Raw genomic sequence first — 19,533 nt, forward strand, 5'->3', positions numbered from 1 at the left:
CCGTTCGGGTGTGAAACCGGTGTCCCTTACAGGGCAGGATGGACCTATGAGGGAAACCCGAGTCTCCGCCGCGGGCATGCGCGAAGCCATTGACCGCAGCGGCTACTACCCCGATCTGGTCGCCGACGCCGTCGACTCCGCTCTCGGCAAGGAGCCGGTCACGGCGTACGTCGTACATCACGAGGCCACGTTCGACCCGGCGATGGAAGTGCGCAGGCACGTCACGGTGCTGGTGCTGTCGCCCACCCGCTTGCTCGTCTGCCACACCGACGAGCACCCGCCCGCCGAGGGCATGCCCGCCTCGCACGCCTCTACCACCACCGAGGCCGTACGACTCAGTCGCATCCAGTCGGTCGCGGTGACCAGGGTCGTGCCCGACCCCGCGTCGTACGTGCCGGGGGTCCCGCCGAGCGAGGTCACGCTCACCATCGGCTGGGGGGCCATCTCTCATGTCGACCTCGAGCCCGCGACCTGCGGCGACGAGAACTGCGAAGCCGACCACGGCTACACCGGCGCGATCACGGCCGACGACCTGGCCCTCAGGGTGAGCGAGGCGGCCGACGGGCCCGAGGCCGTCACCCACGTGCTGGCCTTCGCCAAGGCGCTGTCCGAGGCCACCGCCCGCGCCGCCACCTGACCTGCCGACCGACGCTGGAGACGACGTGACAGACGCGGGAACGTACCCCACAGGCCCCACGGGGGCGTACCCAGCCGTGCCGTACGTTCCCGCGTACGGCACGGCGTCTCTGGCCGACCTGCCGGAGTCGATGCTCTCCTCGCTTGGCCTTCCGGGCTCCAACGTGCTCGGGCTCGAACCCGCGGCGCGGGTGTGCCTGTTCCTCGTCGACGGCCTCGGCGCCGAACTCCTCGCCGCGCACGCCGACGCCGCGCCGTTCCTGACCGGCCAGACGGCGCGCACGATCTCGGCGGGCTTCCCGTCGTCCACGCCGACCAGCCTCGCCACGCTCGGCACCGGGATCCCGCCGGGGGAGCACGGCATGGTCGGCATCCATATGGCGGTGCCCGGGGAGGGCCGGCTGCTGGACTGCCTGCGCTGGACGGCCCCCGGCCTGCCCGTAGATCCGGATGTCTGGCAGCCCGCGGAGACCGTCTACCAGCGGTTGTCCGCCCACGGAGCCGACCCGGTCTACGTCGCCCCCGCCGCGTTCGACGGAACCGGCCTCACCCGCGCGGTCTACAGGGGCATGCGTTACTGGCCCGCCGACACCGTCGACGAACGGGTCGACGGTGTACGGCAGGCCCTGGCGGACAGTTCGTTCGTCACCGTCTACTACGGCGACCTCGATCTCGCGGGCCACCTCGCGGGCTGGGGGAGCGACCGGTGGCTCGAACAGCTCGCCGTCGTCGACCAGATGGCCGAGCGGATCGCCGGGGGGCTTCCCCCGGGATCGGCGCTCTACGTGACCGCCGACCACGGCATGATCAACGTTGTCGACAAGGTCGACGTGGACAACCGCCCCGATCTCCAGGAAGGCGTGACCATGCTCGGCGGCGACGCCCGCGCCCGCCACGTCTACACCGAGCCCGGCGCGGCGGAAGCCGTACGGGAGACCTGGAGTGAGGCCCTTCACGGCCGTGCCTGGGTGGTCACCCGCGAGGAGGCGGCAGACGCGGGCTGGTTCGGCCGCCGGGTGCGCAAGGAGTGGCTAGGCCGGATCGGCGACGTCATGGCCGTGGCGTACGGCGGCTGCGCGATCGTCGCCTCGCGCACCGAACCGCTGGAGTCGGCCCTGGTCGGCTATCACGGGTCGTTGACGCGGGCCGAACAGAGCGTGCCGCTGCTGGAGGTGCGCCGATGATGAAGTCAGCTTTGGAGGTAAGCATCGAATGAGCCCGCTGATCACGCCGGAGGAGCTCTCCGCCCTCCACGACGTCACCATCTTGGACGTGCGCTGGCGGCTCGGAGGCCCGCCCGGGGCGCAGTCCTACGCGGAAGGGCACATTCCCGGTGCCGTCTTCTGCGACCTCGACACCGACCTCGCCTCGCCTCCCGGGCCTGGCGGACGTCATCCGCTGCCGACCGCGAAGAGCTTCCAGTCGGCGATGCGCAGGCTCGGCGTGTCCGGCACACGCGCCGTGGTCGTCTACGACGACTCCGATGCGAGTTCGGCGGCCCGGGCGTGGTGGACGCTGCGCTACTTCGGCCACCCCGACGTGCGGGTGCTCGACGGCGGCCTGCGGGCCTGGGAGCAGGAGGGCCTGCCCGTCGTGAAGGACGCCGCCGCCGTCGCGCCCGGCGACTTCGAGGCGTCCCCCGGCGGAATGCCGGTCCTCGACGCCGACCAGGCCGCCGCGCTCGCCGACGGCGGAGTGCTGCTCGACGCTCGGGCGACGGAGCGCTACCGCGGGGAGGTCGAGCCCGTGGACCCGGTGGCCGGGCACATCCCCGGAGCGGTCAGTGCGCCTACCGCGGAGAACGTCGAGCCGGGCGGCAAGTTCCGGGCGAGCGGCTTCCTGCGGGAGCGATTCAACACCCTTGGCGTGGTCGAGGGCGTGCCGGTCGGGGCTTATTGCGGCTCCGGGGTGACGGCGGCGCACGAGGTACTCGCGTTGGAGGTGGCGGGCATCCCGGCAGCCCTGTACGTCGGATCGTGGTCCAACTGGGTCGCCGATCCCACCCGCCCCGTCGCCACCGGCTGACCACTTTGCCGTGATCATGCAGAAGTTCGTGGAAAGGCCGGCTGGCCAGCCCCTCCACTTTGCCGTGATCATGCAGAAGCTCGGCGGATGGCACGTTGACGTGCATCTTCGCGTTTCGTGATCATGCAGAAGTTCGCTCAGACCCGTCCTGAACTGGCCGTATGCCGATCGTGATCATGCACTCGGGGGCCGTGGCCGGCCATGCTCCTCCGCGCCGGTGCCGTACTGAGTGCATGATCACGGACGACATTCCGGCTGGTCGAACCGTACATGCGCGAACTTCTGCATGATCACGAATTGAGTCTGCCCAGCTCAGACGGCTCGTTGCCGAACTTCTGCATGATCACGCGGAATGGGGGGCGGCGTGGATGGGGTCGTGACCGGCACCGAAGCAGACGAACCCCCCGATGCCCGTCTTCGCGATGGCTGCGCCCAACGCCTCGGCCGGAGGACGGCCATCTGCCAGGAAGGCGTGAAAGACGGTCATCAGGGTCGCCGCCTCGTCGTCGCGGACCGGACAGATCCCGGCGATCACGCAGGCGGATCCGCCGTCGAGGAACGCCCCGGCGAGCCCCAGCACGGCACCGTCCACCGGCGCGTGGGCCATGCCCGCATCGCAGGCCGACAAGATCACCAAGCTGGGCATGCGCCGTGACCTTCGCAGCTCGTATGCCATCAAGGGCCCGTCGTTCATCGTGATCTGCGAGAGCATCGGGCTCTGCGGCGAGAACGTCCCATGCGCGGCCACGTGCAGCACGTCGGCCCGGTCCAGCGCGCCCAGCAATTCCGCCCTGGTAGCCGCGATCCGCTCGGCGTGCGGGTGCGTACGCACCACCATGGAGGCCTCCCGTCCCGCCTCGGCCAACCCCGGCCCGGCCACCGCCACCACCAACGGCGGCTGGTACGGCTCGCCGCACACCCGCGCGTCCACCCCACCCGGCCCCTTGTAGGGGCGGGTCGCCATCTCGTACGGCGACGCCCACGCGGGCTCGTGTTTCGCCCTCCAGGCGGTGGAGCGGGTGATCTCCCGGCCCTTCGCGAGCCACGAAGAGCCTTCGGGCGCGACGGAGACGGGCCGGCCGCGCAGCGGCGGGAACATCGGCCACGGCAGCGTGCACAGCGGCCCTGTGGGCACGATCACCACGGGCCCGTCGTCGAGGTCGAGCGGGCCGAGCAGGCGGCGGCCGAGCAGATCGAGCTCCGCCGCAAGCTCACGATCCGTTTCGCGGCCCTCGTCCCGTTCGCCGCCGCGGCCTGTGCGAGAGCCGCCGCCCCCATCATGCGAACGGGCGTCCCGGAGGTTTCGCCTGCGCATGCCGTACCGGATCCGGACGGCCCCCTCGACCGCCGCCGTGTACGACCCGAGCGGATGGACGGAGCAGTCCCACGAGGTGAGGCAGAGCCCGAACAGGTCGTCGCCGTCCCGCACGAGTTCGATCAGCGTGCCGTCCAGGACGGGCAGGGACCGCGGCGTGAAGGCCGGCGGCGGAGGTGTGCCGCGCACGATTGCCCTCCACCTCTCCGCCCAGGTGAGTACGGCCCAGGGGTCGCCCGCGCCGAGCGCCACCTTCAAGCCGAAGGCCGCCAGGTCTTCCGCCGGCCGGGCCGCGTGGGCGCGCATCGCCGGCTCCGCCGAAACGGCGCCCGTACCGCTCGGCCCGCCCGTGCCTGACGGGGCGTCGTACGGCAGGACCGCGTCCAGGCCGACGCCGGCGGCCGCGAGAGCCCCGACATGATCGCCGTCGAGGTGGAGGCGCATCGCCCTGGCGTGATGCCTCACCACGGCGCGCACCGGGGAGGCGGCCAGCGCGTCCAGTTGGGCCCGCGCGGTTCCGAGGTCGCCCAGCCGCGCCGCCAGGCCCGCACACATGAGACGGAGCGAGCCGCACACCGTCGTCCACCCGTGCTCGGTCAGCTCGTCAGCGCATTCCAGCAATTCGGCCAGCAGCGCACGGCCGGGCTCGTTGTGCAGCGCGCGGGCGCGCAGCCGGATCTCGCGGGCCAGTGGCGCCCACGGCGACCTTCCCTGGCCGAGGAACTCGGCGAGCGCGGTCTCCGCGGTGGTCTCCGCCTCGTGGCCGTCGCCGGACATCAGCGCGGCCTGGGCCAGCAGGAGCCGCGCTTCGGGCAGCGCGGCGTGCGCCTCCGCGGCCACCAGGTCGGGGAGGGCCTGCTCCACGACCGAGCGCGCCTCGCCCGGCAGGCGCGCGGCCAGCAAGGCCTCGGCGAAGTCCGTCCGCATCGCGGCCAGCCTCTCGGGATAGCCGGACAACGCCGCCTCCGCGGCCCGATAGCTCTCGAACGCCGCGGGGATGTCACCACGGCGCGCGTTCACGAACGGCAGGTTGCCTTCCGCGAGCATCGCCAGATGGCCGAGGCCGGCATCGCGTGCCATTTCGGCACAGGCCGACAGGTCCGCCTGGGCCAGGCCGTACCGCTCCAGGAAGACGTTGGCCAGGCCGCGATTGAGCAGGCCGCCCGCCTGGAACTTGGGGTCGCCGTCCAGCCGCCCGATCGCCTTGTCGCAGTGCCGTACGGCCTCGCGGTGGCGGCCGAGCAGCATGAGGGCGACCGAACGTTGTACGCCGAGCCTGGCCAGGTCACGCCCGGACAGATCCTTCTCGGCCAGGTCGGCCAGGCGCAGCGCGCCCTCCGGGTCGCCGAGGTGGGCCTGGACGGTGACCAGGGACATGCGGGCCTGCGCGACTCTGCGGGGCGAGCCCGCGCCGGCCACGACGGCCTGCCGCAGCCGCTCCGCGGCCAGTCCGAGGTCGCCCAGCTCTCGTGCGGCGAGTGCGGACGCCCGCAACGCGACCGACGCGGCCTCGGGACAGAGTTCGCCGGCCGTCTCCGCCAGTACGGCCCTGGCCTCCTCCAGCGCGACCCGGGGGTCGGTGCCGGACAGCCGGACGGCGGCCTCGGCGCGCGCGACGAGCGCAGCGGTTCTGTCCGGTCCGGGCATGGCCGCGGGCGGCCCAGGAGCGGCTTGTACGGCGGATGCCTCCGGGGCGGCGCCGGTCGTCGCGGCCGGCGGTGTGGGTTCCGGAAGGGCGGGGGTGCGGTTCGAGGTCATGGGCTCTGATGCGGTGGAGGTGGATGGCGTGGGAGAGGTGCTCGAACAGGAGGTCATGGGTCCGATGGGGGTGAGGAGGGCGCCGGCCCGCGTTGTCATGTGCGACGCGTTCCGGCAGCGCTGATGAGGTCCGGTCTCGCGCGGCCGGACCTGTCGGGGCAGGGGGTCATGGGCGGACGTGCAGCCAGCGAGTCGACACGGCGGGCTCGCCGGGCCGGTGGCACACGACGCTGAACCACCCGACGGGCAGGCCGCCCACGGCGAACTGGCCGCTTCGCGGGAGCTCACGCGTCTTGGTGATGTGCGCGGTGCGCACCTCGACGTGCCAGCCGGGATCGGGTTCGGAGCTGGAAGAGACCTGACCGGCCACCTCCAGCCGGCCGTCGGCGACCACCGGCTCCACGTCGATGGTGAGATCCGGCGTCGTGAACCGGTGCAGCCGGGGCCCGCCCGCCCACAGGCCCGGTGCGCCGCCCCGGCCGCCGGAGGATCCCGCGTTCGAAGGGTTCGTTTCCAAGGTCCCGCCGCGGGCGCCGTGCGGCCGTGACGTCTCGACGGGTGCCGCGATGATCCCGCCCGGCAGTCGCAGTTTGAAAGCGGCCCGCGCGTCGGCGGACACGCGGCCGGGCACGGGGTCGATGCCCACCGCCATCCGAAGCGCGGCGAGCAGGTATTCGTCTCTCATACCGCGTCCCCCACCAGGCTCCTGAGGCGCGACATGCACCGGGCACGGGTCGGGCCGATGCTGCCCGGGGACAGGTCCAGACGCATCGCCGTCTGGGCGTAGGTGGCCTCGGGGTGCATCACGGAGAACCGCAGTAGCGAACGGCAGGGCTCGTCGAGTGTTTCGAGCCGCTCCCACACCTGCCGGCCGAAGTCGGCGTCGACGACGGCCGCGGCGGGGTCCGGCACGACGGCGTCGGGGAGGTCGTGGCCTGACGCCACCTCTCCGCGGGCCCTGCGGCTGAGGCGGATCGCCTCGTTCCTCGTGGTGGTGACGAGCCACGCCCCGATGCGCTCCGGGTCGCGGATGCCGTCGAGACTTTCGACCATCCGTAACCAGGCGCCCTGCACCGCGTCGGCGGCGTCGGCGGGGCCGAGCCCGAACGCCCGGGCGACCGCCCACATGCGGCCGTCGAAACGGGCGACGAGGTCTTCCCACGCAGCCTGGTCGAGCCAGGTCAGCGAGTGTTCTGCAGTCATGGACGTCACTTCACGCATCAAGGGGGGAACGCTGCGTGAGCACACTACCGATCTTTGGCGACGATGACTCCGAGATCGTGAATTCGCCGGCCGCCTCCCAAGACGTGCCGTACGGCCTCGCCGGGCGGCATGTTCCGGCAGTGCGCTGCGACGCGGCCGGCGACGATCGCGGTCGCGAACGACGTGCCGCTCCAGGTCGCGAATCCGTGAAAGCTCTCGTGCTCCACGAAGCTGCTCGTCAGGCCGACTCCCTGGGCGCAGGCGTCCACCCAGGGGCCGTAGGCGGAGAAGCCCGCCCTGGCCTCGTCGTCCAGCGCGGCCACGGCCACCACCCCGGGCAGCGCCGCCGGCCAGAACGGGCGGGACATGCCCGTGTTGCCCGCGCAGGCGACGACGGCGGGGAAGCCGCGCAACGCGTCTTCCAGCCCGACGGGCGCCTGATCGTCGAAGGTGAAGCCGCCGAAGGACAGGTTCAGAACGTCGATCGGGTCGCGTCGCAGCGAGGTCAGTGTGCGCAGCAAGGCGGCCTCGTCGCTCACGCCGTGGCTGTCGAGCAGCCGGATCGCGCGCAGCCGCACCCCCGGCGCCTCCCTGAGGATCAGACCGGCGACGAACGTGCCGTGCCCCGCCTGCTCGTCCAGCGTGCCGTCCCGGTCGGCGTCCGGCGTTTCGGCGATGTCGTCGCGGTACCACGGCGTCAGCCACGGATGGGGTGCGAGGCCGGTGTCCAGCACGCCGACGGTGACGTCGCACGCCTCACCCGGTTCGTACGGCACGGCCCGCGCGGGCGACGGCCGGCCGCCGGGGCCGCCGAAGTAGAGGGGCTGTCCGACGAGGACGTGGTTCGGCGAGGCGATGTGGCCCTTGTCCCGGAGGGAGGCGGTGAGGTCGAGCACGTCCACGCCGGGCGAGAGCCGTACGTGATGGACCGCGCCCGAGGGCCCGGCGCCGCGGCTTTGCACGGGACCGGCGAGCCGGAGGCCGCCGCGGTCGTCGATCCACCGGGAGCAGGCGGCGGGGGAAGAGGTGAGGAGTTCGCCGGGGCGGATGAGAGCGGGGCGATCCGGGAGATGCTCTACCAGTCGCGTTCGCATCCGGACGTCCTTCGCGTGGGGTTCACGAGGTCATTGCGGTGGGTGGCGTTCCCGATCCGGAGCGCTATCAAGCCTGATTCGGTATGACCTCCCTCTGGTGCCACGCCACGACGGACGGTAGTCTCTCTTCAGGTTGAAACCGTGATCATCCCAATGTATGAGGCCGTTGGGGAAGGCGCACCTCATGGGATTTGGGAGGTCCGGTGGCTGCTGCTCGTGGCGTCCTGTACGTCCACTCGGCTCAGCCTGCGTTGTGCCCGCACATCGAGTGGGCCGTCGCAGGCGTTATTGGCGTACCCGTCGACCTGACGTGGACCGCGCAGCCCGCCGCGCCGGGCACCTTGCGGGCCCAGGCAGAGTGGGAAGGTCGTCCAGGTACGGCCGCTGCGATCACGTCGTCGTTCATGGGCTGGCAGCGCATCCGCTTCGAGATCACCGAGGACCCTTCACCGGGGGTGGACGGTTCGCGCAACGCCTACACGCCGTCACTCGGCGCCTTCACGGCGGTCGTGGGAGCGAACGGCGACATCATGATCCCCGAGGATCGTCTCCGCAACATCATGCTGATGGCCGCTCAGGGCAGGGCCGTCCTGGAGGACGAGCTCGACCGGCTGCTCGGCAAGCAGTGGGACGAGGAGCTGGAGCCGTTCCGGTACGCCGGTGAGGGCGCACCGGTCCGCTGGCTGCACGCGGCCGTCTGACCACCGGACGCCTCGACGAGGCGGGGGAGCGGATCGCAAAGCTCGTCCGCCCGGCCGGGCCGCACAAAGACCCCGGGCCTGCCGCACAAACACGCCTGATTCGTTCAACGCAATCACCTGACGACACACGAAGGCGCCGGTCCCCCCACGGGACCGGCGCCTTCGTGCGCTTGCTGGGATCTCGCCGGCGCGACCGGCCGAGACCAGAGGGGATCCGGCGGGGCCGGACCCGGATCAGAGCGGGATGTTGCCGTGGGCACCACGCGCCGGGGTGGCCTGCGCGATGACCCGGGCGATCGCCCCGCGCGTCTCGGCGGGCTCGAGCACCTCGTCGATGACCCCGAGGTCGATGGCCCGCTGGAGACCGCCGGCGACCTTCTCGTGCTCCTCGGCCAGCCGTGTTTCCAACGCGGGGCGCTCTTCTTCGGGCACCGCGGCGAGCTCACGCCGCTTGAGGACGCGCACGGCCGCCACGGCGCCCATGACCGCCACCTGGGTGGTGGGCCAGCCGAAGACCCTGGTCGCGCCGAGCGACCGGGAGTTCATCGCGATGTAGGCGCCGCCGTACGCCTTGCGGGTGACCAGGGTGACCCTCGGAACCGACGCCTCGGCGAAGGCGTGCAGCAGCTTGGCGCCCCGCCGTACGACGCCTTCGTGCTCCTGGCCGACGCCGGGCAGGTAGCCGGGAACGTCGACCAGCACGACCAGGGGCACCCCGAACGCATCGCACATCCGGACGAACCGGGCAGCCTTCTCGGCCGACGTGGAGTCGAGGCACCCACCGAGCCGCAGCGGGTTGTTGGCGATGACGCCGACCGTGCGCCCGCCGAGACGGCCGAGCGTGGTCACGATGTTCGGCGCCCACTTGGGGTGCAACTCGACCCCCGGCTCGTCGAGCAGGCCGTTGACGAGCGGGTGCACGTCGTAGGCGCGGCGCGGGTTGTCGGGGAGCAGAGTGCTGAAGTCGACCTCGTCGACCTCGCCGCGCACGCGGCCCTGGTGGCCGAGCAGGGTGGCGAGCTGGCGGGCCTTGAGCAGCGCCTCCGGCTCGCTCTTGGTCACCACATGGACGACGCCGCTGCGCTTGCTGTGCGGCTCGGGGCCGCCGAGCGCCGCCATGTCGATCTGCTCGCCGGTGACGCTGCGCACCACGTCGGGCCCGGTCACGAAGATGCGGCCGTTGTCGGCGAGGATCACGATGTCGGTGAGGGCGGGGCCGTAGGCCGCGCCGCCCGCCGCGGGGCCGACGACGACGGAGATCTGGGGAACGACCCCGGAGGCCTTCGTCATCGCCGCGAACACACGGCCCACCGAGTGCAGCGACTCAACGCCTTCGGCGAGCCGGGCGCCGCCGGAGTGCCAGACGCCGATCACGGGGACCCGCTCCCGTACGGCGACGTCGTAGGCATGCACGATGTGCTCGCATCCCTCGGCGCCCATCGCGCCGCCCTGAACCCGGGCGTCGCTGCAGAACGCCACGACGGGCACACCCTCGATGCGGCCGGTGACGGCCAGCACGCCGCTCTTGTCCTCGGGGGAGATCAGCCGGACTGAGCCCTCGTCGAGGAGGTGGCCGAGGCGGGCCCTGGGATCGCGAGGATCGACGGGCTCCTGTTCGGAGTCCCCGGTCACCGTCCCGTTGTCGAGCACAGTCATGCGAGACTCCTTGGTCAAACAGAGGTGAAGGCCACGGCGACGTTGTGCCCGCCGAACCCGAACGAGTTGTTGACCGCGGCGATCTGCCCGTCGGGCAGCTTGCGGGGCTCCGCGCGGACGATGTCGACCTCGACGCCGTCGTCCAGGTCGTCCACGTTGATGGTCGGAGGAACGATGCGCTCGCGCAGCGCGAGGATGGTGAAGACCGACTCGATGCCGCCCGCCCCGCCGAGGAGGTGACCGGTCATCGACTTGGTCGAGGTCACCAGCGGGTGCACACCCACCGCTTCCTTGATCGCGATCGTCTCGACGACGTCGCCCGCGGGAGTGGAGGTGGCGTGCGCGTTGACGTGCCGGATGTCGGCGGCGGTCAGCCCGGCGCTCTCCACGGCACGCCGCATGGCACTCTGAATGCCCGCTCCGGACGGCTCGGGCTGCGCGATGTGGTGGGCGTCGGAGGAGTATCCGGCTCCGGCCGCCACCGCGTAGATCTTGGCGCCGCGGGCACGGGCGTGCTCCTCGGACTCCAGCACGACGATGCCCGCGCCCTCGCCGAGCACGAACCCGTCACGTCCCTTGTCGAACGGCCGGGAGGCGCGCTGCGGCTCGTCGTTGCGGGTCGACATGGCCCGCATCGCCGCGAAGGAGGCGAGGTTGAGGGGGTGGATGGCGGCCTCGGTGCCACCGGCGACCACCACGTCGGCCCGGCCATCCTTGATCATCTGGATGCCGTAGGCGATGCCCTCCGCGCCGGTGGCGCAGGCGCTGACCGGCGAGTGCACACCCGCCTGGGCGCCGACCTCGATGCCGATCCAGCCCGCCGCGCCGTTGGGCATGAGCATGGGCACGGTGTACGGCGAGAGCCGGTTCCAGCCCTTCTCCTTGAACAGGTCGTAGGCGTCGAGGATCGTCGTGATGCCGCCGATGCCGCTCCCGACGGCGACACCCAGCCGCGTCGGCTCGACCTCGGGCTTGCCGGCGTCCTGCCATGCCTCGCGGGCCGCGATCAGCGCGAACTGCTCGGCACGGTCGAGCCGCCTCGACTCGGGCCGGGGGAGCACGTCACGGGGGTCGGTCGCGGACCTGCCGGCGAACTTCACCGGCACGGAGTCGATCCAGTCCTCCGTGAGCGCGCGCACACCGGATCGCCCGTCGAGGAGCGCCGACCAGGATGAGGCGGCGTCCTCACCGACGGGCGTCGTCGCGCCGATCCCGGTGACGACCACTACCCGGTCCTTACTCACGTGTCTGCACTCCTCTTTGGTCGATTCAGGTGGACGAGCCGGGTCCGGCACGTCCACCGGGCCCAGGCCGGGTCGGCTAGGCCTGGATGAAGCTGATGACGTCCTTGACGGTCTTCAGGTGCTTGAGCTGGTCGTCGGGGATCTCGACGCCGAACTCGTCCTGCGCGGCGACGGCGATCTCGACCATGGAGAGCGAGTCGATGTCGAGGTCGTCCACGAAGCTCTTCTCCGGGGTGACCTCGGCCGCCGGGATACCGGTGATCTCGTTGATGATCTTGCCGAGGCCAGCCAGGATCTCCTGCTCGGTCAGTGCCATGTCGCGAATTCTCCTTGGATTGCTGATTTCATTGGATCTTGTACGGCCAGCCGTACAAGCGCTCAGGGGAGCTCGATCACTTGGGAAGCATAGGTCAGGCCCGCACCGAACCCGAGCAGCAGAGCGAGCCCGCCCGACGGCACCTCACCGCGCTCGATCATGCGCGACAGCGCGAGCGGGATGGAGGCCGCCGAGGTGTTGCCGGCGAGGACGATGTCCCTGGCGACGACGGCGTTGTCGGCGCCGAGCTTGCGGGCGATCGCCTCGACGATGCGGAGGTTGGCCTGGTGGGGGACGAAGGCGGCCAGTTCGGCGGGGTCGACGCCCGCCCGCTCGCACGCGAGCTTCGCCACGGGGTGGAGGGCGGTGGTGGCCCACCGGAAGACGGTCTGCCCCTCCTGCTGGAGGAAGGAGCCGCGGTCCTTGACCGCGATCGCCTCGGCCTTGTCGCCGGCGCTGCCCCAGGCGACCGGGCCGATGCGGGGCGTGTCCGACGGCCCGACGACCGCGGCGCCGGCGCCGTCGGCGAAGATGACGGCCGTGGTCCTGTCGTCCCAGTCGACCCACTGGCTGAGCTTCTCGGTGCCGACCACCAGCACGTTGGTGGCCGTGCCCGCCCGTACGGCGTCGCTCGCGGCGGCCAGGGCGTAGCAGAAGCCCGCGCACGCGGCGTTGACGTCGAAGGCGCCCGGCGCCTCGATGCCCAGGCGGTTGGCGACCCGGGCTGAGGCGTTGGGGATCTGCGCCTCGAGCGTGCAGGTCGCCACGATCACCAGGTCGATGTCGGAGCTGGACAGGCCGCTGGCTGCCAGAGCCTTGCCGCCCGCCTGGACCGCGAGGTCGATCTCCGACTCCTGCGGGCCGGCGATGCGGCGCTCCTTGATGCCGACGCGGCTCTGGATCCACTCGTCGTTGGTGTCGATCCGTCGCGCGAGGTCGTCGTTCGTCACGACATCGGCGGGCTGATAGCCGCCGAACGCGAGAACCCTCGCGCCGGGAGCACCTTGGGTGAGCCTCACTTGAGCACCTCTCGCGCGGCATCCAGATTGTCGGGTGTCTTCAGGGCGACGGTCTTGACGCCGGAGAGGCCGCGCCTGGCGAGGCCGGTCAGCGTGCCGCCCGGAAGCAGTTCGATCATCGCGGTAACGCCTTCGGCCGCCATGGTCGTCATGCATGCGTCCCACCGGACGGGGTTGGCGACCTGCCTCACGAGGCGGTCGACGAACTCCGCGCCGGTCGAGACCAGCGCGCCGTCGGAGTTGGACAGGAGTTTGACCGCCGGGTCGCCGGGCTTGATGCCGGCAGCGGCCTGGCGGAGCTGTTCGACGGCGGGGGCCATGTGGACGGTGTGGAACGCGCCCGCGACCGACAGCGGGATCAGGCGGGCCTTCGCCGGGCGCTCGGCCCGGAAGGCCTCGAGCTGCTCCAGCGTGCCGCCCGCCACGATCTGGCCGGCGCCGTTGATGTTGGCGGGGGTGAGCCCGTGCGCGGCGATCGCGGCGAGGACCTCGCCCTCGTCGCCGCCGAGCACGGCGGTCATGCCCGTCTCGGTGACCGCGGCGGCCTTGGCCATGGCCAGACCGCGCTCGCGTACCAGGCCGAGGGCCTCCTCGTGGGTGAGGACGCCGGCGATCGCGGCCGCCGCGAGCTCACCGACGCTGTGGCCGGCGACGATGTCGGGTGTCACGCCGAGCACGTCGTAGGTCGCGAGGGCCGCGGCCACGAGAAGAGGCTGCGCGACGGCGGTGTCGCGGATCTCGTCCGCGTCCGCGGTCGTGCCGTACGCAATGAGGTCAAGGCCGACTATCTCGGACGAGGCGGAGATTCGGTCACGAAACTCGGGGATCTCGAGCCAGGGGCTCAGGAAGCCTGGAGTCTGGGCGCCTTGGCCCGGAGCGGCGATGACGAGCACGTAACCAACCCTGCCCTGTAGAGGTTCGCCACACTGATGGAGATCCGAACGAACTTTGGACCCGCCTGTTTGTGGGGTACCTACAGTTTCCGTTTCGCCGCGGTTAATCTGGGCCCGCTACATTACGGACAGTCGTCCGAGTATGAGTCCCACCTGAAGGGTGAATGCGGATCTTCCCTCCGTGGGCTGATACCCAGTCAGCTCCGTGATCTTCTTCAGACGGTACCGGACCGTGTTCGGGTGCACGAACAACAGCCGGGCCGTGGCCTCGAGCGATGTGCCCTGCTCGAGATAGGTCGCCAGCGTGTCGAGCAGCGGTGTGCCCGCGAGCGGTTTGTACACGTTCTCCACAAGAAGCGCCCTGGCGTCCTCGTCCCCGTCGAGGGCACGCTCCGCCAGCAGCTCCTCGGCGAGCACCGGGCGAGGCGCGTCCGGCCACCCGGCCGCCGCGCGCAACCCCGCGATGGCCGCGCGGGCCGAGCTGGCGGCGGCGTGCAGGTCGGGCACCTCGGGGCCGATCACGATCGGTCCCGGGCCGAATCTGGGCACGACGCTGCGCGCCGCGTCCTTGACGCTGTCCGCGCCACCCACGATCACGATCAGCCGGTCGCCCTGCACGCCCGCGAGCAACTCGTGGCCCACCCTGCGGCCCTTGTCGCGCAGGCCGTCGATGATGCTCTGCGGGTCGTCGTCCGGCGCGTGGCCGGCGAAGACCATGACGGGCGCCGACGTCCAGCCCAGCGCGGCCGCCCAGGAGTGCAGGCCGTCGTCCACCTGCCCCCGCACGAGGGCGTCCACGATCAGCGCCTCCAGCCGGGCGTCCCACGAGCCGCGGGCCTCGGCCTCCCTGGCGTACACCTGGGCGGCGGCGAACGCGACGTCGCGGGTGTAGCGGAGCATCGCGTGACGCAGCACGTCCGCGCCGCCGGGCGCGGCGAGCTCGTCGACCTGCGCCTCCACCACCTCGACGACGATGCGGACCAGGTCCACGGTCTGCTGGAGCGACACGCTGCGCTTGAGTTCGCGCGGCGCCGTGCCGAAGAACTCGATGGACGGCGTGGGCCTGCCCTCGCCCGCGTGGCCGAACCACTCGACGAACGCCGCGATCCCCGCCTGGGCGACCAGCCCCACCCACGACCTGTCCTCGGCGGACAGAGCGCGGTACCAGGCGAGCTGCTCCTCCATCCGGGCCATCGCGGCCGTGCCCAGGCTGCCCATCGCACGGTCGAGCCGGCGCGCCGTGTCCTCCTGGACGTTCGCCTTCATGACGCCTCCCTGGCCGGCCGTACGAGCGGCGGTCTCGTCCCGCCCGTCGTCCCGTGCATGTACGCCGGCCTGCTTACCTGCTCGACTCACGTCTCTAGCGTGCCAGGTCATCCGGGGTGCTGCGGCCTCCGGACGCGTACGGCGGGCGTGCCGTACAGGGGACGCCCGGCCCGCGGTCAGATGACGGCGACCGCCGTGACCAGCCCGATGACGAAGTGTGTGACCGACAGCAGCACGGTGGCGGGCTGAAGGGACGCCTCTTTGGTGAGCTCGCGCACCGAGATCCCGGCGATCCGGTCGAACGCGATCATACCGAGGGCCTGGGCCACGATGCCGACGAGGCCGAAGACGAGAGTGGCGATCAAGCCCTCCCGCAGCGCTCCACCCGACGACCAGATCGAGGCCGCCACGATCAGGCCGACGGCCGACAGGCTGGAGGCGGCGAGCAGGGTCGCGTTGACGTTGCGGTCGCTGCGGATCACCGTGCTGAGGCGTCCGGGGGTGGCCAGGTCGATGACGTAGAAACCCGCGATGAGCAGGAGCACGCCGAGGATCGCGTAGGCCAGGATCGCCAGCGAGCCGTGGGCGAGCACGTCGCCGAGTGAGGTCGACACCTTCGGGAGGGGGAAGGGAACGGGAGACGGCGCGACGGGGCTTGCGATGTTCATCGGGGTGGTCACTTTCAGCCGTGGATGCGATGGGGGACGAACGACGAGGTGTCGTCGGTGATGAGGCCTGCGGTCTCGCGGATGCCGAGCCCGGCCGACTCGTCGTCGACCATCCAGGCGCCGAGCACCGGCCGCCACCCGGAGAAGTCGGGCAGCGCGAGGAACTGCTGGTAGACGAAGCCCTCGGCGCCGTAGTCGCCGTCGGTCCGCTCGGCGAGACCGGGAGCGGCGATCGACATGGAGGCTCCTTCACGCCCGAGCAGCGGCTTCTTGATGTAGCCGGACTCGGAGAGCTCGCGCGGCCCGTCCAGGTAGGCGGGGAGCAGGTTCGGGTGGCCGGGATACAACTCCCACAGAACGGCGAGCAACGCCTTGTTCGACAGCAGCATCTTCCACAGGGGCTCGATCCAGGTCATCGAGATCTGCTGGGCCATGGCGTGCGGCCCGAACGGCTCGGCGACGAGCCACTCCCAGGGATAGAGCTTGCACAAGGTCCGGATCACCCGGTGTTCCATGTCGACGAACCGGCGGTTGAGCGCGTCCCAGCCGACGTCCTCGATGGCGAGCGCGGCCGTCGCCAGCCCGGCCTGCTCGGCCGTCTCCTGGAGGTAGGCGAGGGTCATCACCTCCTCGCCCGACTCGTCGGCGTTCGTCCAGGCGAAGTGCACGGGCCCTGTCGGCAGCGTCAGCGACTTCCACCGGTCGATCAGGCGCTCGTGCAACGAGTTCCACTGGTCGTCTGCGGGGAACACGTCCTGCAGCCAGAACCACTGCACGATCGAGCTCTCCACCAGGCTGGTCGGGGTGTCGGCGTTGTATTCGAGCAGCTTCGCCGGCCCCGTCCCGTCGTAGCGCAGGTCGAAACGGCCGAAGACGTGCGGGTCGCGCCGGCGCCACGAGTCCGCCACGGCTGCCTGCCAGGCGGGAGGGACGGCGAAGTCGGCGAGCCGGTCGGCGGCGACCACGTGGTCGGCCGCGGCCAGGCACATCCGGTGGAGCTCCTCGACCTGCTCCTCCAGCGCGAGGACCTCGTCCATGGTGAAGACGTAGTGGACGCTCTCGTCCCAGTAGGGCCGGGTCAGGCCCTCGGGATGGGCCGACCGGTGGAAGGCGAGCCCCTGCGACTCGACGGTGGCGGCCCACCCCTTTCGAGGCTGCGAGGCTTGTCTGCGCACGTCAGCTGCCACCGCCGTAGTGGAAGCCGAAGCCCCCTCGCTGGACGACCCGGCCCGAGCGGGAGGTGATCTCCGCCCCGGACGGTTTCACCGTCGTCCCGAGCGAGACCGTCCTCCCGCTGCGGACGCCGCCGTAGTACCACCCGTACGCGCCGCGGCTTCCGTAATAGTGGACGTGGTCGTCGTCGCAGTAGTCGTCGTCGACGACCGGGTACGACCCGTCGGGCTGGGGATCGGACATGTCGACGCAGTCGGCCGCGACCCTTTCGTAGTCGTCCTGGGCTTCGCAGAATCCGACGACCATGACGGAGAGCACGCCGAGTGTGCCCAGCGTGATGGCGGTGGACGCCTTGCGCCTGCGCCGCCGTTTGGCCTCCTCCGCGATACGGGCCTGGGCGTGCGCCCCGGCGCGGTCACGAGGCCGGGCGTGCGGGCTCGTGGACGGTCGGGTGCCGTCGTGGGTGCGGTCGGCCGGGTCGGGGGCCGCCGGCGGGGCGTCTGCGGGTTTCGTACCGGATTCCGGGGAGCTCTCGGCGGCCGGGTTCTCGTCGGCGCCGGACGGCTGGGCGGGCTCGGCGTCGGCGGGCACCGGTTCGGTGTCGGCCGGTTTGGGCTCGGCCGGTTTGGGCTCTGCGCCCTTCTGTGCAGGATCGGCGCCGTCTTCCGGCTGCGAGACTTCGGGGTCCGCCGGCTGCGGAGCGTCGCCGTCCGACGGTTGTGGTTCGGGGTCCGGCGCGCTCGTGTCGGCGTCCTCCGGGCGCTGGGCCGTCGGCTGCGGTTCTCGTGGGGGGTTCTCCCCGGACTCTGCCATCGTGCTCCTGCGGTAGTTCGGGAAACAGTACCGCCAGGCAGACGAACGGGACAGATCATACTTTGGTTCCCCGTACGTTCCGTGATGGTTGCCTTCGGGCGGCCACAGGCGGGAGCGCTTCCGTGTCGGTCGCCTCGGGTAGCGTGCCGGTGTGGATCCGGTCGAGGCGCTGAAGAGGATCGCTTTCCTGCTGGAGCGGGCGGGCGAGCCCACCTTCCGTGTCCGCGCCTTTCGCGGCGCGGCCGACACCATCGCGGCGCTGCCCGGCGACGAGCTCCGCCGGCTGGCCCGCACGGGCGGTCTCGGCGACCTGAAGGGCATCGGCAAGGTGACCGCCCTGGCCGTCACCGAGGCGCTGAACGGCGACGTGCCCACGTATCTCCGGCGGCTCGAGGACACCGCAGACGTCGACCTCGACGAGGCCACGGAGGCGTTGCGCGCCGCGCTGAAGGGCGACCTGCACAGTCATTCCGACTGGTCCGACGGTGGATCTCCGATCGAGGAGATGGCCGCGGCGGCCCGTGCCCTCGGCCACGACTACCTGGCGCTCACCGACCACTCGCCGCGGCTCACAGTCGCGCGTGGCCTGTCGGCCGACCGCCTGCGCGAGCAGCTCGACGTCGTCGCGGAGCTCAACGCCGGCTTCGCGTCCGAGGGTTCCGCGTTCCGCGTGCTCACCGGGATCGAGGTCGACATCAACCCGGACGGCACGCTCGACCAGGAGCCCGGCCTGCTGGAACGGCTCGACGTCGTGGTGGCGAGCGTGCACTCGCAGCTGAAGATGGACGCCGCCGACATGACGCGGCGCATGGTGACGGCCGTGGCCGATCCCCATGTCGACGTGCTCGGCCACTGCACCGGCAGGATCGTGAAAGCCGGCGGGCGCAGGGGAGGGTTGCGCCCCGAGTCGGCGTTCGACGCCGAGATCGTGTTCGAGGCGTGCCGCAGGTTCGGGGTGGCCGTCGAGATCAACTCCCGGCCCGACCGGCTCGACCCGCCCAAGCGGCTCCTGCGGCTGGCCTACGAGATGGGCTGCTCGTTCTCCATCGACTCCGACGCGCACGCCCCGGGCCAGCTCGACTGGCAGCGGTTCGGTTGCGTGCGAGCCGTGCAGTGCGGGATCGGACCGGATCGCATCGTCAACGCGCGGCCCTGGGGTGGATGACGGGGGGTGGATGACGGGGGTGGATGACGGGCGAGCGCAGCGGTGATGGTGGTGTGGCCTCCGGGTGAGCTGTTTTCGTGGTGGTATGCCGTGCTCGTCGGCGTAGTTTCGAATCATGGATCGCCGCGACGCCCTGGTGGAGGAGCTCCGCGCCCGCGGGCAGCTGTCCGCCCGTGAGCTCGCGTCGCGCCTCGGCGTGAGCCGGCGGACCGTCATCAGAGACGTCGCCTGGCTCAAAGACGCGGGGGTGCCGATCCGTCTCGACTCCGGCGGGTACGTGCTCGGCGGGCTGGAGTCGGTCAAGCGGTCGGTCGACCGGGCGCTGCTGGGACGGCGCGTCCTCCGGATCGAGTACGGCGACGGCAGGGGCGAGCTGACCTCCAGGGAGGTCGAGCCCAGCGTCTGCCTCGGCGGCAGGGGCGGCCACTGGTACCTGGTGGCGTGGTGCCGCCTGCGTGACGACGTGAGGGTGTTCCGCCTCGACCGCATCGTGTCGGCGGACGTGACGGGGGAGCGCTGTCCCGAGCCCGTGGGCCACCGGCTCGCCGGCCTCACGGGAGTGCTCGGCGGTTGACGCCCTCGAACTCC

At 71.5% G+C, this 19,533-nt stretch carries 19 protein-coding genes; 6 read left to right on the forward strand and 13 right to left on the reverse strand.

The features are described from left to right. Positions 1-46 precede the first annotated feature (46 nt). The 3 genes from Pth03_RS16105 to Pth03_RS16115 are packed head-to-tail and all read left to right on the forward strand — an operon-like array spanning position 47 to position 2,661. A complete protein-coding gene (locus Pth03_RS16105; protein ID WP_203945068.1) occupies positions 47-637 on the forward strand; it encodes a DUF5998 family protein in 591 nt (196 codons plus the stop codon). Between the two features lie 25 nt (positions 638-662). Next, complete coding sequence (locus Pth03_RS16110) at positions 663-1,820, forward strand: alkaline phosphatase family protein (RefSeq protein ID WP_308442353.1); 1,158 nt, start codon at positions 663-665, stop codon at positions 1,818-1,820. A 28-nt stretch (positions 1,821-1,848) separates the two neighbouring features. Then, positions 1,849-2,661 (forward strand): sulfurtransferase, encoded by an 813-nt coding sequence (locus tag Pth03_RS16115; protein ID WP_203945069.1) that lies wholly within the window; start codon positions 1,849-1,851, stop codon positions 2,659-2,661. A gap of 343 nt (positions 2,662-3,004) precedes the next feature. Here Pth03_RS16115 and Pth03_RS16120 read toward each other — a convergent pair whose 3' ends face one another. The 4 genes from Pth03_RS16120 to Pth03_RS16135 all read right to left on the reverse strand — a co-directional run bounded on the left by Pth03_RS16120 (position 3,005) and on the right by Pth03_RS16135 (position 8,031). Further along, entirely contained in the window at positions 3,005-5,734 is a 2,730-nt protein-coding gene (locus tag Pth03_RS16120; protein ID WP_203945070.1) for a CHAT domain-containing protein, read from the reverse strand. A gap of 166 nt (positions 5,735-5,900) precedes the next feature. Then, the gene (locus tag Pth03_RS16125) at positions 5,901-6,419 is read right to left on the reverse strand and encodes a hypothetical protein (protein WP_203945071.1); all 519 of its coding nucleotides are present in this window, start codon (positions 6,417-6,419) and stop codon (positions 5,901-5,903) included. Then, positions 6,416-6,937 (reverse strand): RNA polymerase sigma factor, encoded by a 522-nt coding sequence (locus tag Pth03_RS16130; RefSeq protein ID WP_203945072.1) that lies wholly within the window; start codon positions 6,935-6,937, stop codon positions 6,416-6,418. Before Pth03_RS16130 ends, Pth03_RS16125 begins: the two co-directional genes overlap by 4 nt. Positions 6,938-6,981: 44 nt before the next feature. Next, complete coding sequence (locus Pth03_RS16135; protein WP_203945073.1) at positions 6,982-8,031, reverse strand: S8 family peptidase; 1,050 nt, start codon at positions 8,029-8,031, stop codon at positions 6,982-6,984. A gap of 203 nt (positions 8,032-8,234) precedes the next feature. Between Pth03_RS16135 and Pth03_RS16140 the strand changes: the two genes are divergently transcribed. Then, positions 8,235-8,732, forward strand: coding sequence for a DUF3145 domain-containing protein (locus Pth03_RS16140; protein ID WP_239119079.1), 498 nt, complete (start codon positions 8,235-8,237; stop codon positions 8,730-8,732). A 234-nt stretch (positions 8,733-8,966) separates the two neighbouring features. On the opposite strand, the gene Pth03_RS16145 is transcribed toward Pth03_RS16140, so the two are convergent. From Pth03_RS16145 to Pth03_RS41485, 9 genes are all read right to left on the reverse strand, one after another. After that, a complete protein-coding gene (locus Pth03_RS16145; RefSeq protein WP_203945074.1) occupies positions 8,967-10,388 on the reverse strand; it encodes an acyl-CoA carboxylase subunit beta in 1,422 nt (473 codons plus the stop codon). Between the two features lie 14 nt (positions 10,389-10,402). Further along, positions 10,403-11,632 (reverse strand): beta-ketoacyl-ACP synthase II, encoded by a 1,230-nt coding sequence (gene fabF / locus Pth03_RS16150; RefSeq protein ID WP_203945075.1) that lies wholly within the window; start codon positions 11,630-11,632, stop codon positions 10,403-10,405. A 76-nt stretch (positions 11,633-11,708) separates the two neighbouring features. After that, positions 11,709-11,948, reverse strand: a complete 240-nt coding sequence (locus Pth03_RS16155) for an acyl carrier protein (RefSeq protein WP_203945076.1) — start codon at positions 11,946-11,948, stop codon at positions 11,709-11,711. Positions 11,949-12,010: 62 nt separating this feature from the next. Continuing rightward, entirely contained in the window at positions 12,011-12,967 is a 957-nt protein-coding gene (locus Pth03_RS16160; protein WP_239119080.1) for a beta-ketoacyl-ACP synthase III, read from the reverse strand. Beyond that, the gene (locus tag Pth03_RS41480) at positions 12,964-13,860 is read right to left on the reverse strand and encodes an ACP S-malonyltransferase (RefSeq protein WP_239119081.1); all 897 of its coding nucleotides are present in this window, start codon (positions 13,858-13,860) and stop codon (positions 12,964-12,966) included. Before Pth03_RS41480 ends, Pth03_RS16160 begins: the two co-directional genes overlap by 4 nt. Positions 13,861-13,977: 117 nt before the next feature. Beyond that, positions 13,978-15,126, reverse strand: coding sequence for a PucR family transcriptional regulator (locus Pth03_RS16165; protein WP_239119088.1), 1,149 nt, complete (start codon positions 15,124-15,126; stop codon positions 13,978-13,980). Between the two features lie 176 nt (positions 15,127-15,302). Further along, positions 15,303-15,794 carry a DUF350 domain-containing protein gene (locus Pth03_RS16170; protein ID WP_203945078.1) on the reverse strand — a complete coding sequence of 164 codons (492 nt, stop codon included), beginning with the start codon at positions 15,792-15,794 and terminating at the stop codon, positions 15,303-15,305. 14 nt (positions 15,795-15,808) lie between these two features. Continuing rightward, positions 15,809-16,969: a glutathionylspermidine synthase family protein gene (locus Pth03_RS16175; RefSeq protein WP_203945129.1), complete on the reverse strand. Its 1,161-nt coding sequence runs from the start codon at positions 16,967-16,969 to the stop codon at positions 15,809-15,811. Between the two features lies 1 nt (position 16,970). Then, a complete protein-coding gene (locus Pth03_RS41485) occupies positions 16,971-17,780 on the reverse strand; it encodes a hypothetical protein (protein WP_239119082.1) in 810 nt (269 codons plus the stop codon). A gap of 151 nt (positions 17,781-17,931) precedes the next feature. On the opposite strand from Pth03_RS41485, the gene Pth03_RS16185 reads away from it, so the two are divergent. Together Pth03_RS16185 and Pth03_RS16190 are read left to right on the forward strand one after the other, a co-directional pair. Further along, entirely contained in the window at positions 17,932-18,945 is a 1,014-nt protein-coding gene (locus Pth03_RS16185; RefSeq protein ID WP_203945079.1) for a PHP domain-containing protein, read from the forward strand. A gap of 115 nt (positions 18,946-19,060) precedes the next feature. Beyond that, positions 19,061-19,519, forward strand: coding sequence for a helix-turn-helix transcriptional regulator (locus Pth03_RS16190; RefSeq protein WP_203945080.1), 459 nt, complete (start codon positions 19,061-19,063; stop codon positions 19,517-19,519). The last annotated feature ends 14 nt before the right edge of the window (positions 19,520-19,533 follow it).

This window comes from Planotetraspora thailandica (genome assembly GCF_016863335.1).
Classification (GTDB): Bacteria; Actinomycetota; Actinomycetes; order Streptosporangiales; family Streptosporangiaceae; genus Planotetraspora; species Planotetraspora thailandica.

Bases quoted from the DNA above. Each gene is read 5' to 3' on its own strand.
- Pth03_RS16105 (WP_203945068.1), top strand. From the start codon at position 47: ATGAGGGAAACCCGAGTCTCCGCCGCGGGCATGCGCGAAGCCATTGAC.
- Pth03_RS16115 (WP_203945069.1), top strand. From the start codon at position 1,849: ATGAGCCCGCTGATCACGCCGGAGGAGCTCTCCGCCCTCCACGACGTC.
- Pth03_RS16120 (WP_203945070.1), bottom strand. From the start codon at position 5,734: ATGACCTCGAACCGCACCCCCGCCCTTCCGGAACCCACACCGCCGGCC.
- Pth03_RS16125 (WP_203945071.1), bottom strand. From the start codon at position 6,419: ATGAGAGACGAATACCTGCTCGCCGCGCTTCGGATGGCGGTGGGCATC.
- Pth03_RS16130 (WP_203945072.1), bottom strand. From the start codon at position 6,937: ATGACTGCAGAACACTCGCTGACCTGGCTCGACCAGGCTGCGTGGGAA.
- Pth03_RS16135 (WP_203945073.1), bottom strand. From the start codon at position 8,031: ATGCGAACGCGACTGGTAGAGCATCTCCCGGATCGCCCCGCTCTCATC.
- Pth03_RS16145 (WP_203945074.1), bottom strand. From the start codon at position 10,388: ATGACTGTGCTCGACAACGGGACGGTGACCGGGGACTCCGAACAGGAG.
- Pth03_RS16155 (WP_203945076.1), bottom strand. From the start codon at position 11,948: ATGGCACTGACCGAGCAGGAGATCCTGGCTGGCCTCGGCAAGATCATC.
- Pth03_RS16165 (WP_239119088.1), bottom strand. From the start codon at position 15,126: ATGAAGGCGAACGTCCAGGAGGACACGGCGCGCCGGCTCGACCGTGCG.
- Pth03_RS16170 (WP_203945078.1), bottom strand. From the start codon at position 15,794: ATGAACATCGCAAGCCCCGTCGCGCCGTCTCCCGTTCCCTTCCCCCTC.
- Pth03_RS41485 (WP_239119082.1), bottom strand. From the start codon at position 17,780: ATGGCAGAGTCCGGGGAGAACCCCCCACGAGAACCGCAGCCGACGGCC.
- Pth03_RS16190 (WP_203945080.1), top strand. From the start codon at position 19,061: ATGGATCGCCGCGACGCCCTGGTGGAGGAGCTCCGCGCCCGCGGGCAG.